At 42.8% G+C, this 14,628-nt stretch carries 15 protein-coding genes; 3 read left to right on the top strand and 12 right to left on the bottom strand.

Annotated features, from left to right (window positions below; genetic code table 11):
* Positions 1–9: 9 nt before the first annotated feature.
* Positions 10–255 (bottom strand): YppD family protein, encoded by a 246-nt coding sequence (locus NSQ12_RS11430; protein ID WP_015251831.1) that lies wholly within the window; start codon positions 253–255, stop codon positions 10–12.
* 198 nt (positions 256–453) lie between these two features.
* On the opposite strand from NSQ12_RS11430, the gene sspM reads away from it, so the two are divergent.
* Positions 454–558, top strand: a complete 105-nt coding sequence (gene sspM, locus NSQ12_RS11435; protein ID WP_003225606.1) for an acid-soluble spore protein SspM — start codon at positions 454–456, stop codon at positions 556–558.
* 24 nt (positions 559–582) lie between these two features.
* On the opposite strand, the gene NSQ12_RS11440 is transcribed toward sspM, so the two are convergent.
* On the bottom strand, positions 583–1,545 hold the full coding sequence (locus tag NSQ12_RS11440; protein ID WP_032729081.1) for a DUF2515 domain-containing protein: 963 nt from the start codon (positions 1,543–1,545) through the stop codon (positions 583–585).
* Between the two features lie 40 nt (positions 1,546–1,585).
* On the opposite strand from NSQ12_RS11440, the gene recU reads away from it, so the two are divergent.
* Positions 1,586–2,206, top strand: coding sequence for a Holliday junction resolvase RecU (gene recU / locus NSQ12_RS11445; RefSeq protein WP_004399067.1), 621 nt, complete (start codon positions 1,586–1,588; stop codon positions 2,204–2,206).
* A 21-nt stretch (positions 2,207–2,227) separates the two neighbouring features.
* The gene (locus NSQ12_RS11450) at positions 2,228–4,978 is read left to right on the top strand and encodes a PBP1A family penicillin-binding protein (protein WP_124058495.1); all 2,751 of its coding nucleotides are present in this window, start codon (positions 2,228–2,230) and stop codon (positions 4,976–4,978) included.
* A 75-nt stretch (positions 4,979–5,053) separates the two neighbouring features.
* Here the strand turns inward: NSQ12_RS11450 and NSQ12_RS11455 are convergent, their stop codons facing one another.
* From NSQ12_RS11455 to panC, 10 genes are all read right to left on the bottom strand, one after another.
* Positions 5,054–5,548: a YpoC family protein gene (locus NSQ12_RS11455; protein ID WP_029726783.1), complete on the bottom strand. Its 495-nt coding sequence runs from the start codon at positions 5,546–5,548 to the stop codon at positions 5,054–5,056.
* Positions 5,545–6,204, bottom strand: a complete 660-nt coding sequence (gene nth, locus NSQ12_RS11460; protein ID WP_009967580.1) for an endonuclease III — start codon at positions 6,202–6,204, stop codon at positions 5,545–5,547. Before nth ends, NSQ12_RS11455 begins: the two co-directional genes overlap by 4 nt.
* Before the next feature lie 18 nt (positions 6,205–6,222).
* Complete coding sequence (dnaD, locus tag NSQ12_RS11465; protein WP_029726781.1) at positions 6,223–6,921, bottom strand: DNA replication protein DnaD; 699 nt, start codon at positions 6,919–6,921, stop codon at positions 6,223–6,225.
* Positions 6,922–7,013: 92 nt separating this feature from the next.
* The gene (asnS, locus tag NSQ12_RS11470) at positions 7,014–8,306 is read right to left on the bottom strand and encodes an asparagine--tRNA ligase (RefSeq protein ID WP_004398777.1); all 1,293 of its coding nucleotides are present in this window, start codon (positions 8,304–8,306) and stop codon (positions 7,014–7,016) included.
* Between the two features lie 143 nt (positions 8,307–8,449).
* Positions 8,450–9,631 (bottom strand): aspartate transaminase AspB, encoded by a 1,182-nt coding sequence (gene aspB / locus NSQ12_RS11475; protein WP_003230667.1) that lies wholly within the window; start codon positions 9,629–9,631, stop codon positions 8,450–8,452.
* Between the two features lie 22 nt (positions 9,632–9,653).
* Positions 9,654–10,139, bottom strand: a complete 486-nt coding sequence (tseB, locus tag NSQ12_RS11480; RefSeq protein WP_003230665.1) for a cell wall elongation/penicillin-binding protein regulator TseB — start codon at positions 10,137–10,139, stop codon at positions 9,654–9,656.
* An 8-nt stretch (positions 10,140–10,147) separates the two neighbouring features.
* Entirely contained in the window at positions 10,148–10,318 is a 171-nt protein-coding gene (locus NSQ12_RS11485) for a YpmA family protein (RefSeq protein ID WP_015251828.1), read from the bottom strand.
* 142 nt (positions 10,319–10,460) lie between these two features.
* Positions 10,461–13,256, bottom strand: coding sequence for an ATP-dependent DNA helicase DinG (gene dinG, locus NSQ12_RS11490; protein ID WP_015251827.1), 2,796 nt, complete (start codon positions 13,254–13,256; stop codon positions 10,461–10,463).
* Between the two features lie 125 nt (positions 13,257–13,381).
* Positions 13,382–13,765, bottom strand: a complete 384-nt coding sequence (gene panD / locus NSQ12_RS11495; RefSeq protein WP_003225586.1) for an aspartate 1-decarboxylase — start codon at positions 13,763–13,765, stop codon at positions 13,382–13,384.
* Position 13,766: 1 nt separating this feature from the next.
* Positions 13,767–14,627, bottom strand: coding sequence for a pantoate--beta-alanine ligase (gene panC, locus NSQ12_RS11500; protein WP_339174768.1), 861 nt, complete (start codon positions 14,625–14,627; stop codon positions 13,767–13,769).
* Position 14,628: the final 1 nt, after the last annotated feature.

Raw genomic sequence — 14,628 nt, forward strand, 5'->3', positions numbered from 1 at the left:
CTCACAAATTCAGCCGATGCGGTATACCTTCTCAAACGCATACCTGTGTTCAGGCGATTGATACAGCTCATTTATACAAATATGAAGATCTATGATTTCTTCTTCAAGCATACTTAGGCGATCGTTTTCCGTTTCCCGCATCTCAGCCTCTAATGCATTTACAGAATGATTCAGGCTTTGCTCAGCTCGCGTTAATTCATCTTCTATATCAGAAAGCATACGGAGAATATCTGTCTTGCATACATAACCGGACATTCGTGTACCTCCCTTTCCTTGTCTCTCCCGGTTAAAATTCTTTGCTCTCCAGGCTCTTTCCTTCCTCATGACAAAACTAGAAGCAAATCGCCAAACAAACAGGTATTCCACGAAAAGCTGAAGTTTTCGACAAAAACACCCGCAAAAATTGTATGATCCTCCTCCTTAATGCAAACGATACTTGTGAGGAGGTGCCGTATGAAAACAAGACCGAAAAAAGCCGGCCAGCAAAAAAAGACTGAATCAAAGGCAATCGATTCTTTAGATAAAAAATTAGGCGGCCCGAACCGCCCTTCTACGTAAGAAGCAAGGAATTTCCTTGCTTCTTTATTTTTTCAGCCACTGCTCCACCGCAAAAAGCGCATGAAGCTGGCGCTTTTTATGTAAATACCAGTCTGTCAATTCAATCTGCTTCGGCAATTCCTCGCGCCTAAAGAACGTTTTCTTTATCTTTCCATGAAACCAATCTGTTTTCGTTCCGTCTAATGAGTGGATTAACTCAGGGTAGCATGTCCTTAGCATAGGAGATGTTCTTTTTGTAATCCCGATCATCTTTTCCATATCAAAACGGGAACCTGAGTGCGGCACTGTGTGCAAAAAGTGATAAAAAGAGGAGAACAATTCTGGCTTGAACAGCAATTGAGACAGCTGCTTACCCAGCCTTATCCTTTCCTCCGCCTTTGAAAAGCGTTTCACTGAAATGCCATAAAGAAACCCATTTGAGGAAGGAAAAATAACGGTGTTAAAATGAAACCAGTCACTTAAATAAAAAGGAATCGTGTCAAAAACATTCTTTTTAAACGAAGGATTTTGTATAATAGGTGTTTGGATAGTGTTTTGTTCATTTATAATGAGGGCATACATTAGCCGCTCCGCATTTCGCTCATGCCAAAAACGGGTCCATTCTTCCGACATAAATTGTGAGACGCCAAACACATGCAGAAGATGAAACAGCGGTTTCTCGACTCTTTTTGACCAGTGGTATAAAAGAAGCTGCGGATAGGCATCCGAAAAAATAAGCCAGTTCGCTCTTTCATAGGCTAAAAAGAACCATTCTTGCTGTCTCTCACGGAGTCCAAGCTGAAACAGACTGCCTTTTAAGTCAGTCATTGACCAGCCGGCATTACGAGAAACGAAAGAAGCCAAAAGCGACCATTTGATTTCCGGGTGACGGTCGTAAAATGCTTTATAAGCATTTGTTCTTGAAATGTTATCCGCGTTTTTTATTTTTGTCTGCCGCTCAATCCGGCTCAGAATCTTTCTGATGGCCTGTTGTTCTTGCACGTTCATTCACTTCCGTCATGATTAGTTTAATAAGGAGGATGAGAAAGTGATTCGGTATCCTAATGGAAAAACATTTCAGCCGAAACATTCGGTTTCATCCCAAAACAGTCAGAAAAGGGCCCCGTCTTACAGTAATCGCGGAATGACCCTCGAAGATGACTTAAACGAAACGAATAAGTATTATCTGACAAACCAAATTGCCGTTATACACAAAAAGCCGACACCTGTTCAAATTGTAAATGTCCATTATCCAAAAAGAAGTGCCGCAGTGATTAAAGAAGCTTACTTTAAACAATCATCGACAACAGACTACAATGGGATTTACAAAGGGCGGTATATTGATTTTGAGGCGAAAGAAACGAAAAACAAGACCTCTTTCCCCCTGCAGAATTTTCATGACCATCAAATCGAGCATATGAAGCAGGTAAAGGCTCAAGACGGTATTTGTTTTGTTATTATATCCGCTTTCGACCAGGTTTATTTTTTGGAAGCCGATAAGCTGTTTTATTTCTGGGACAGAAAAGAAAAAAACGGCAGAAAATCAATTCGAAAAGATGAGTTGGAAGAAACAGCTTATCCGATTTCTCTTGGATACGCACCCAGAATTGATTATATTAGTATTATTGAACAGCTTTATTTTTCGCCATCATCTGGTGCGAAAGGTTGATTAACGAAAGGTTGAGATGTTATGTCAGATCAATTTAACAGCCGTGAAGCTCGACGAAAAGCGAACAGCAAGTCGAGTCCTTCACCGAAAAAAGGCAAGAAACGAAAAAAGGGCGGATTGTTTAAAAAGACCCTTTTCACTTTACTCATTCTGTTTGTTTTAGGCGTAGTCGGCGGTGCTGTTACATTTGCCGTCATGGTTTCTGATGCGCCGTCACTTGATGAAAGCAAATTGAAGACGCCTTATTCATCAACGATTTATGATAAAAATGGAAAAGAGATCGCCGAAGTCGGCGCCGAAAAACGGACCTACGTCTCGATAGATGAAATTCCCGATGTTGTAAAAGAAGCCTTTATCGCGACAGAAGACGCTCGTTTTTATGAGCACCACGGGATTGACCCTGTCCGTATCGGCGGTGCTTTAGTTGCCAACTTTAAAGACGGCTTCGGGGCTGAAGGCGGAAGTACGATCACCCAGCAGGTCGTCAAAAACTCCCTTCTTTCACATCAGAAGACGTTGAAACGGAAGGTGCAGGAAGTATGGCTTTCGATTCAGCTGGAGCGCAATTACTCTAAAGATGAAATTTTAGAAATGTATTTAAACCGGATTTATTTTTCTCCTAGAGCATACGGAATCGGAAAAGCGGCGGAAGAATTTTTCGGCGTTACAGATTTAAGCAAATTGACTGTCGAACAGGCTGCGACGCTTGCAGGAATGCCGCAGAGCCCAACAGCGTACAACCCGGTCAAAAACCCGGATAAAGCGGAAAAACGACGCAACATCGTACTCAGTCTGATGAAAAAGCAAGGATTTATTTCTGATTCTCAATATAACAAAGCGAAAAAAGTGGCAGTGAAAGACGAAGGCGTCGTGTCACAGAAGGAATATGAAAAAGCAAGTACAAACAAATACAGCGCATTTGTTGAAGAGGTTATGAAGGAAATTGATGAAAAATCTGATGTCGATCCATCTGCTGACGGATTAAAGATCTATACGACATTAGATACAAAAGCACAAGATAAACTAGATGAATTAATGGACGGAGACACCGTCGGATTTACTGAAGGCATGCAGGGCGGTGTGACGCTTCTCGATACAAAAACCGGAGAAGTGCGGGCGATTGGCGCCGGAAGAGATTCAACGGTTGGTGGCTATAATTACGCGACCCAAGCCCAGCGACAGCCTGGGTCTACCATTAAACCTATTCTCGACTACGGTCCAGTGATTGAAAATAAAAAATGGTCAACTTACGAGCAAATTGATGACTCAGCTTACACGTATTCAGATGGAACACCTATTCGAGACTTTGACCGTTCCTATAAAGGGGTCATGTCTATGCGTGAAGCCCTCGCCCAATCACGTAACATCCCGGCTCTAAAAGCATTCCAAGCAGTCGGAAAAGATGCCGCGGTAGACTTTGCCAATGGACTTGGGCTGGGATTAGATAAAGATACTGTATATGAATCCTACTCTATTGGAGGATTCGGAAAAGGGAATGTCGGTGTCTCTTCACTGACAATGGCAGGAGCATACAGCGCCTTCGGAAATAACGGAACATATAACGAACCGCATTTTGTGAAATCAATAGAATTTAATGACGGCACGAAGCTTGACTTAACACCGAAATCAAAATCAGCAATGAGCGATTATACAGCCTTCATGATTACAGATATGCTGAAAACAGCTGTTAAGACAGGTACTGGACAGCTCGCCCAAGTTCCGGGAGTGGAAGTTGCAGGTAAAACAGGTACAACAAACTTTGATGAAGCGGATATGCAAAAATACAATATCGCACAAGGCGGTGTACCAGATTCATGGTTTGTAGGATATACACCTCAATATACCGCTGCTGTTTGGACAGGTGTAGATTCTCAAAATAAGATAGGAAAAAAATCTTTAAATAAAACAGAGCAACAGATTGCAAAGCGCATCTTCGCCCAGCTCATCGCCGATGTCGATGACGGAAGCGGATCATTTGAGAAGCCTGACAGCGTAGTGGAAGCCACCGTAGAAAAAGGTTCTAATCCGGCAAAACTGGCAGGTCCAAATACGCCAAGCGATAAGAAGCTCACAGAGTACTTTGTTAAAGGCACAGCTCCTTCTACTGTTTCTAAAACATATGTGAAAGAAGAAAAAGAGGAAACAGCTAAACTGTCTGGTTTAAACGTGAAATACGATAAAGACAATCAATCTTTAACGTTAAGCTGGAATTACGACGGAGATGCGACCTTTGCTGTTAAGCAATCTGTTGACGGCGGCAGCTACTCGGAAATTCAAAACAGCTCTGCAAAAGAAGCAGTCATTTCGGGTGTGCAGCCAGGATCTGTGTACAAATTCGAAGTAACAGCCGTCAGTGATGATGGCAAAAGTACAGCTTCCACATCCTATGAGGTGCCAAAAGCTGAAGACGATGAAGATAAAAAAGACCAGCAGCAAACTGATGATGAAAAACAAGATGATGAGAAGACTCAGGATGATACACAAACTGATGATTCTCAAAAAGATGACGGTCAGACGGATCAAGATCAGACAGATGATTCAACAAACGATCAAGACAAAAAACAAGACAATACGAACACCAATCCGTCCGACAACAATAACCAAGACCAATCAAACGATAACGATAACGACAACAGTAACAACCAGGATACGTCGGATGGTGATTCGAACTCTGGTAAGAATGATTCAACAGGTTCTGACACGAATAAAAATAAAACAGACACTTCTAATAAAACACAAACAAACTCATCATCCATTGAAAAAACAAATTAACCAAAAAAGCCGTCACCTTTGGGGTGATGGCTTTTTTGGCACACAATAAAAAACCTCCCGTTTTAACAGGAGGTTTTATCGATTCATCGCATGATATTTGTAAAAATGCTTTTTCATTTCGGTAAACAGCTCATCAAGCTGAATAAAGCAATGGTATTGGGTCGGCTTAAGAAGAATAAATTCCACTCGTTCAGCCCAATTAATCGGCTTTGCGGGATATGATTTCTCCCTCAGTTCTTGCCAATCGAGCGATTTCACCGGCTCACCTGCTGTCCAATGTAACGAAGCCAGCAAACACACAATGCCCTTTAACATTTCGTTTTGGTCACATCTCGATTTTCGTGTTTGAAAGACTGGGAGAAGTGATGCTTTGATGTCATCCCACACTTCAAATAAAAGCGGAACGTATTTCCCGCTGTCCTCCCATGGCAAATCGCCTTGTAATTCCGTGCAGAAATCAAAATACACGGGATTGGTCTGCAAGGTTTTCTTCATATCCGAGGAACTCTTCTGGCCAAGACTGCGCAAGTATTGCTCATAGGAAGCCAACACTTCTTTTGCTTGCGTCATCGTTTCACCAGTCCTTTTTTATCCCTCTTCTGCCCTTCTCTGCACAAAGAAAGCAGCGGACACTCCGCACAGCGCGGAGATTGGGCTTTACAGTGATATCTGCCGAAGAAAATAAGCCGGTGATGCGTAACGGACCAGTCTTCTTTGGGAACCTTGCGCATCAGCGTCTTTTCAACTTCCAGAACCGAGTCCTTCCACCGGCAAATGCCCAATCGTTTGCTGACTCTCTCCACATGGGTATCTACGGCAATGGCCGGCACGCCAAACGCAACGGATACCACTACGTTTGCAGTCTTTCTCCCGACCCCTGGCAGTTTGACAAGCTCATCGCGGTCTCTCGGCACTTCTCCGCCGTAATCTTCAATAATCATTTTACTCAGCTTTTGAATATTTTTCGCTTTATTACGATATAAACCGATTGATTTAATATCCTGCTGAAGCTCTTCCAGCGGAACAGCCAAATAGTCTTCCGGCCGTTTATATTTTTGGAATAATGTTTTGGTCACTCTGTTTACAAGTGCATCTGTACATTGCGCAGATAAAGCAACAGCCACCACTAATTCAAAAGGATTGGAATGAACCAGTTCACACTCCGCATGAGGAAACATGTCACCTATCTTGTCTAAACAGAATTCAATTTGTTTTAGATTTAACACGATTGTCACCTTTTCACTTTATTGTTCAAGCCAATTGTAAAAAGGAACCTGCCTTTTATACTCTTTTTGCGGTTCATTTTGCTTTGCTTGTACACGCCGGAATTTTTGGCTGTGTATTTTCGCCTGCTCCACAGTTTTAAGCCCGTTTTTCTTCCATTCAAACAAAATCCGGTCAATGTAGCGGAAACTGAGTTTTCCTGATAGTACAGCCTCTTTTAACGCGTGTTTGATCAGTTGTGCGTCATGCTGATCCTGGTCCTGCCAGATCGCCAGCGTTTCACACTCCAAAGGCGATAACGGCCTTGCGAACTCTTCCTCAAAAATGGTATAAAGGCTTTTTTGTTCCCCTTCTGCTTTTCTTTCCTTTGTTTGATTCTGTGCAAGCTGAATATACTCGTACAGTTTCCCCCATAAAGGCTGAAGAGAATATTTCTCAAATTTGATGCCGTTTTGATCCTCGCATTCTTCAATAAACAGAAAGCCTTTTTGAATAAACATCCGCAATCTGTTTGTGCATTCTTCAACAGAAATTGACATACCTTCCTGCAGCTGATTCGGTGTAGGAAAATATGATCCTTTTTCTAAATGCATTTTAATTTTTAACAGCAGAATAAGTTCAGTTTCATTAAGCCCAAGCTGTTTATAATGCGTGAGCAGAAGATTGGGGATGGTTGATGTTCCCTGCTCCTGCATATCAATAAATTGCTGTTTTTTCATCGTCACACCTCTTACTGTAAAGGATTGTGATTGCCCCTTTACTGTAAAAAGTCTCCCTTGCAGGAGACTCTTTTTTGTTTCATTTGAATGTATTACGGATACAGACGGTTTAACAGTCTTGGGAACGGGATCGTTTCACGAACGTGAGGCGCTCCGCTGATCCAAGCTACTGTCCGCTCTAATCCAAGGCCGAAGCCGGAATGAGGAACTGATCCATATTTTCTAAGTTCAGCATACCATTTATATGCGTCAGAATCCAGTCCATGTTCTTTTAGACGCGATTCCAAAAGTTCCATATCGTGAATCCGTTCAGACCCGCCGATGATTTCTCCATAGCCTTCCGGCGCAATCAAGTCAGCGCAAAGCACAACGTCCTCACGGTCAGAAGCCGGCTGCATATAGAACGGTTTTAAGGACGTCGGATAGCGAGTGATGAATACCGGTTTGTCATAATGTTCAGCAATCGCTGTTTCATGAGGCGCTCCGAAATCATCTCCCCACTCGATATCGTCAAAGCCTTTTTCTTTCAGAAATTCAATCGCTTCATCATACGTAATTCTTGGGAACGGAGCTTTGATTTGCTCAAGTTTTGACGTGTCTCTTCCCAATGTGTTTAGTTCAATTTTGCAATTTTTAAGAACTGATTGCACGATGAAAGAAACGTAATTTTCCTGTACTTGAAGGTTTTCTTCAAATTCTACAAACGCCATTTCCGGTTCGATCATCCAGAATTCGATTAAGTGACGCTTTGTTTTAGACTTTTCCGCTCTGAATGTCGGTCCGAAAGAGAATACTTTTCCTAAAGCCATTGCCGCAGCTTCCATGTAGAGCTGGCCGCTTTGAGACAGATATGCATCTTCATCAAAGTACTTTGTCGCAAAGAGTTCTGTTGTTCCTTCAGGTGCGCTTCCAGTCAAAATCGGCGGATCCACTTTTACGAAGCCTTCGTTATTAAAGAATTCGTAAGTCGCGCGAATGATTTCATTACGGATTTTCATGATCGCATGCTGGCGCTTTGAACGCAGCCATAAATGTCTGTGATCCATCAAAAATTCCGTTCCGTGTTCTTTTGGTGTAATTGGATAATCGGTCGCTTCGTGAATGACTTCAATATCTGTCACAGCAAGTTCATATCCAAGCGGAGAACGCTCGTCCTCTTTGACAATCCCTTTTATATAGAGCGACGTTTCCTGCGTCACTGATTTAGCTGTTTGGAAAATGCTTTCTTCCACTTCCGCTTTTACTACGACACCCTGAATAAAACCGGTACCGTCCCGAAGCTGTAAAAACGCAATTTTCCCGCTTGAACGCTTATTAGCGACCCAAGCTCCGATCGTTACTTCCTCACCTACGTGCTTGTACACTTGGTTGATTGTTGTTTTCAACATATTTCCCTCCAAAACAAGAAAGACATTCGGAAGCTCATTGCCCCGCGAACTCTTTTATCATCACTTTATTATACCCGCTCTTAACTAACCGGGTCAATGCAGATAAAAAGCGGCTTTTCTGTCAGCCGCTTTTTGATCTGTTAGCTATGTTTTTCTACAAAACGCTTGATTCTTTCAATGGCTTTTTCAAGAAGATCTAACGATGTTGCATAAGAAAGACGGACATTCTCAGGAGAGCCAAATCCGGATCCTGGAACAATCGCAACTTTTTCCTCCTCGAGAAGCGCTTTAACAAATTCATCTACATCTTTGAAACCGCAAGATTGAGCTGCCTCTTTTGCATTTGGGAACAAGTAAAAAGCACCTTCCGGCTTCACACAGCTGAACCCTGGAATTTCTATGAGCTTTGCATAGATCGTATTTAATCTATGTTCAAATGCTTCTCTCATTTCTTCCAATGGCTCAGAAGGCCCGTTATAAGCAGCAATCGCTCCGTATTGTGCGATTGATGTCGGGTTTGACGTGCTGTGGCTTGCAAGGTTCGTCATCGCTTTAATAATGTCTTCAGAGCCTGCCGCATAACCGATTCTCCAGCCTGTCATGCTGTGGGACTTCGATACGCCGTTTATAATGACCGTTTGCTCTTTCAGTCTGTCTGACAGCTGTGCAATGGAAACATGTTTCTTTCCGCCGTATGTAAGTTTTTCATAAATTTCATCTGACACAATCAAGATATCATGTTCAAGGCACACTTCACCGAGTGCAGATAGTTCTTCTTCCGTATACATGACACCAGTCGGGTTGCTTGGAGAGTTAATAACGATTGCTTTTGTTTTTTCCGTAATTGCATTTTTCAGCTGCTCAGGCGAAATTTTGAAGTGATTTTCCTCAAGCCCTTCTACATAAACAGGCTTTCCGCCAGCGAGTTTCACCTGTTCCGGGTAGCTTACCCAGTAAGGCGTTGGAATAATAACTTCATCTTCTTCATCCAAAATCACTTGGAAAAGGGTATACAGAGCATGTTTGGCACCAGTGCAGACAATAATTTGAGACGGTTTGTATTCAATATTCTGGTCGCGTTTAAATTTCTCTGCAATGCTGTTTTTCAGTTCAGCCAAACCACCGGAAGGCGTGTATTTCGTATGGCCCTCGTTCATCGAACGCACAGCGGCATCAATAATATGCTGCGGTGTATTGAAGTCAGGTTCTCCTGCTCCTAAGCCGATGACATCATGGCCTGCGGCTTTCAGTTCTTTCGCTTTCGCTGTGATTGCCAGTGTGGTTGATGGTGTTAATGCGGATACTCTTTTTGCCAGTTTCAACTTGAACTCCCCCTAATTCGTCTTAAGGCGTGATATTTTTGAGAATCTTTCCAGTTGTAAAGTCCACATAACTTAAACTGTATTGCCCTTCTTTGTCTAAGTACGTCACTTCCCAAAGCAGGACGTTTCCTTCTCTTGCCAGATGAACCTCTTTTTGCTTTGAAACCAGCCCTTCATCCTTTATGATTTTCGCCGCTTTGTCTTCAGAGATTCCCTCTTTCGCTTCTTTTGAGAGAATTTTTGCTTTTTTATCAGCAGGAACCCAGACATATAATGCAGTGCCTTTTTTATCCGTTCCCTTTACAACATAATATTTCTCTTTTCCGACAAATGTTTCGACTTGATCAACATGGGCGAGATCGGTTTCTTTTTTAGCTTCAGCAGCTGCTGCTTCGTGCCCCTCTTCCTTTTGTGCCATGGCTGATTTATAAATGCTTGCCGAGACAAGAAGTACTGCTAAAAAAATAATACCAAAAATGACGGTAAATATTAATGCTTTTTTTCTCATCTTCTCACCTACGTACGATAAATGGTAAAAACGGCTTGGTTTTTGTTTTCTTCATCCAGTGCAAGGCCGAACATCAGATTTTCTCTTTTCAGTGTACGATTCAATGTGTCCACAATTTTATACAGATCATCAGAATGCTCTACATTAATTGTTGAAAGAATTTCGATTTTACTTTCCATTTTTTCATCCTCCAGTTTGAACAAATATTGTTAGTCATACTCCATTTCAGGACACGCCATACTAGTATCACAGAGCGGGAAATCCGCTTTTAAATAAAACACCATCCTACTCCCACACCGCAAAAGCCGCTTTATGCGGCTTTTATTCTTTTTCCCCTGCAACATAAGCTTCAAGCTCGCTGTCAGTCATTTCGGATACTGAGGTTGTCGGCAAGGCATCAAGAAACAGCCGGCCGTAACCAGCGGTTTTAATCCGTCTGTCCAATATAATAATCGTTCCCTTGTCTCCCGCAGAACGCAGCAAGCGTCCGATTCCTTGCCTGAAGGTCAGCACAGCTTCCGGTAATGACACTGTTTGAAACGGATTCTTTCCTTTTTTGCGGGCAAGCTCACATTTTGCAGCATGAAGCGGGTGATCAGGGGACCGGAATGGGAGCCTCACGATCATTACTGTCGTCAGCTCATCACCAGGGAAATCAACGCCTTCCCAAAAATGATTTGTTCCGAGCAGGATCGCCTGATTGGATGTTTTAAAAGTCTTCATCAGCTTGCCGGGACTTCCGCCTGTAATCCCTTGTGCCAAGAGCTGAATGCCGGAAGCACTCATGTTATGCTTAAGCTCCTGGTGAACCTTTTTCAGCATATCATGGGATGTAAACAGCACAAGAATTTTAGGCTGTTTTTCCTTTGCCATCAGTTCGATATAACGGGCTGTATCCTGTATAAATTCAGGTTGCCCTGTATCCTGAATTGATTTCATTTCCTTTGGAATCATCACCTGCATACGCTCATCGTAAGAAAAGGGTGACTCAATTCTCATTGTCCGCGGGAAAAAGTCACTCAGTCCCAGTCGTTCAATCATAAATTGAAAAGAACCTTCGACTGTAAGGGTTGCAGATGTCAGCACCACACTATTTTTGCGCGCGAAAAACTGATCAGCCAGAAGTTCACCAGGTTCAAGAGGCTGTGCGTAAATGGCCACTGCATTTTTCGCACCCTTTGCATCTATTTCAATCCAAACCGCTTCATCATCATCAGACCCAAAGAAGAGCTTCTGCAACGTCTGACAGTAATGCTGCAAGCCTTTCATGCTTCTTTGGTATTCATCGGCTAAAAAGACGGTTTTGCTCTTCATACCCTTCAAATGTTTTTCCATCAGGGATGACTGTGCCTCAAAAAGCTGCTGCAAATGTGTCAGCATGGAACAAAGCCTCTCCGCACCATCCGTTAAGATCGACCAGCTTTTATCCTGGCTTTCTTTGTTCACCTTAAACACTAGACGGTTTAAGTCTTCTTTAGGTTTTCTTCGTTTGACAAAAGAATGTACAGAGCTGAAGAAAGCATCACTTTCTGCTTGAACGTGCTGAAGCCACTCTTCCAATTCGAAAAATGAATCAACCGGCAGGCTGTTTCGCTGGAATAGCTGTCTCATCTTTTTTAGAAGTCCCTGCTCCTTCAGAGTGCCGATTCTGCTCAATTTCGTATGCAATTCTATGTACGTGGCTCTTTTCCCTAAATGTTCGCTTGCCGCACGTTCAAAATGGTGTGCTTCATCAATAATAAATGTGCCGCTTTCGGGAAGCCTTTTTTTCTGGCTGCCTTCATCGGTCAGCAAAAGGGAATGATTGGTGATCACCAAATCGGAGCGCATAGCAATCTGTTTGGCCCGCTCGTAAAAACCGATCACATGCTCACTGCGACTTCTTTTATAGGAGTCATCGTCATAAGCCAATCTGTCCCACAGCAATTTTCCGCCTGAAGGCAAATTCAGTTCCGCTACATCTCCTGTATTTGTCTCTGTCAGCCAAACGAGAAGCTGTGCCTTTGTCAGTACGGCATCATAATTATCATCTTCTTCATGAAGCACCTGCTCAAATTTATACAGGCATAAATAATGCGATTGCCCTTTTAAAATCGCCGCTGTTACCGGAAATGGAAACAGATCTTGGACAATCGGCAAATCCTTTGTGAGAATCTGCTGCTGTAAAAGCGTCGAATACGTGCTGATTATGACCGGCTTTTTTGATTTCTTGGCAAAAAGCGCAGCCGGAATCAGATAGCCAATCGTTTTTCCGATGCCTGGAGGAGCTTCAATCAGCGCATGCTCACGATTGGCAAACGCATCAGCCACCTCTCTCATCATCATCATTTGGCCGTCTCTTTTTTCATACCCAGGCATTAACTCTGACAGCGCTTTTTCATTTCCCGCTTCCCAGCTTTCGATCTCAAATGAGAAGTTCTCGTCCTCATTTATACGAACATCGATAGCTTCAGGTTCTCTGACAGAAAACGAAGAAAAGCGCGTATAGCCCGGTATCTCGGTATGTCTGTTTTCATTAATGAACATATCCAACAAATGCGTCAGATCACTGATGAAATGCTGCGAAAGCCTTCTTAACTGCTTTAATGTCGGATAAGGAAGCTGCCGCAGCTTTTCAAGGATTTCCAAAAAAATAAGCCCTGTCACTTCAGCATCGCTGTCAGCCCGGTGCGGCTGATCATGCCGCAGCTGAAGCTCCTCGCTTAATTCCGTCAGCTTATACCCTTCAAATCCCGGAAAAACAATGCGTGAGAGCTCGACAGTATCAAGCACTTCACAATCTGGGAGCTGAAAGCCCGCCTTATGCAGCTCATACTTGACAAATCCAAGGTCAAAATGGATATTGTGGGCGACAAAATAAGCGCCATCAAGCAATTGGAATACTTCTTCAGCAACTGCTTCAAATGGCTGTTCATTTTCTACCATTTGATTAGAGATTCCAGTAAGCTGCTCAATAAAAGCAGGGATTGATTTATTTGGATTAATGTATTTTGAAAACCGCTCAGTAATTTGTCCATTTTCGATTACAACCGCTGCGATTTGTATGATTTTATCGCCTTTCTTCGGCGAATTCCCTGTTGTCTCTACATCTATAACAACGAACCGTTGCTTATTCATTAAAATGGACACCTCAATTCTTGCATACGACAAAAGTGTAACACGTTTTGTACGGAAATGGAGCGGCAAAACCGTTTTACTCTCAAAATCTTAAAAGAAAACCCCCGATAAAGGGGGATTTTCTTCTACAAAATTGTACGGGCTGGTTCGTTTCCCAGCATTTGTTCAATTTTGTTTTGATCATTCAGAACAGCCACTTTCGGCTCGTGGCTTGCCGCTTCTTGATCAGACATCATTTTGTAGGAAATAATAATGACCTTATCTCCTTCCTGCACAAGGCGTGCGGCTGCACCGTTTAAGCATATGACGCCGCTTCCCCGTTTACCAGGAATAATATACGTTTCAAGACGTGCTCCATTATTATTATTCACAATTTGTACTTTTTCATTAGGAAGCATTCCCACAGCATCAATGAGATCTTCATCAATTGTAATGCTTCCCACATAGTTCAGGTTTGCTTCCGTAACAGTTGCCCTGTGAAGTTTGCCGCTCATCATTGTTCGATACATATTATATTCTCTCCATTTCTCGAATATCAATAATGATATTATCTATTAAACGCGCTTTTGAAAAAGCAACTGCAACAGCGAGAATCATCTTTCCAGCAATTTCATTCACAGGCTCGAGTTCCGGATAGGAATAAAGCTCTACATAGTCTATGGTTCCGCTAGTCGTTTCAATGATTTCTTTTGCAGCTTTTATCACCGCTTCAGGATCTCTTTCACCGGCTTGGATCAGTTCCGCACTTGTTTGAAGGGCCCGATACAGCTTAGGCGCTTCTTTTCTTTCCTCAGCTGTTAAGTATACATTGCGAGAGCTTTTGGCTAAGCCGTCTTCCTCTCTGACCGTATCGACAGGAACCAATTCAATATCCATGAAGAAGTCACTGATTAACCCATCAACAACAGCTACCTGCTGCGCATCTTTTAAACCGAAATAGGCACGAGTCGGCTTGACTAGATTGAAAAGCTTCGTCAGTACGATCGCGACCCCGTCAAAATGTCCTTCTCTTGAGCGCCCGCATAACACGTCTGTGCGTCTTTCTACATGAATCGTGACATTCTTTTCACCGGGATACATATCCTTAGCAACTGGCGTAAAAAGAATATCAACTCCGGCGTTTTCTGCAAGAGCTGCATCCCGCTCAATATCGCGCGGATATGCTTCAAAATCTTCATTAGGGCCGAATTGTGCAGGATTCACAAAAATACTCATAATAACGGCGTCGTTTTCTTGTCTTGCTTTGTCTGCTAAGGTTAAATGCCCCTCATGCAGAAACCCCATCGTCGGAACAAATCCGATTGACTTGCCCTCTGAATGGTATTGTTTTATGGCTTCTTTCAGCTGTGTAATATCAGTAATCTGTCTCATC

The organism is Bacillus sp. PS95 (assembly GCF_037963565.1).
GTDB classification, from domain to species: Bacteria; Bacillota; Bacilli; order Bacillales; family Bacillaceae; genus Bacillus; species Bacillus subtilis.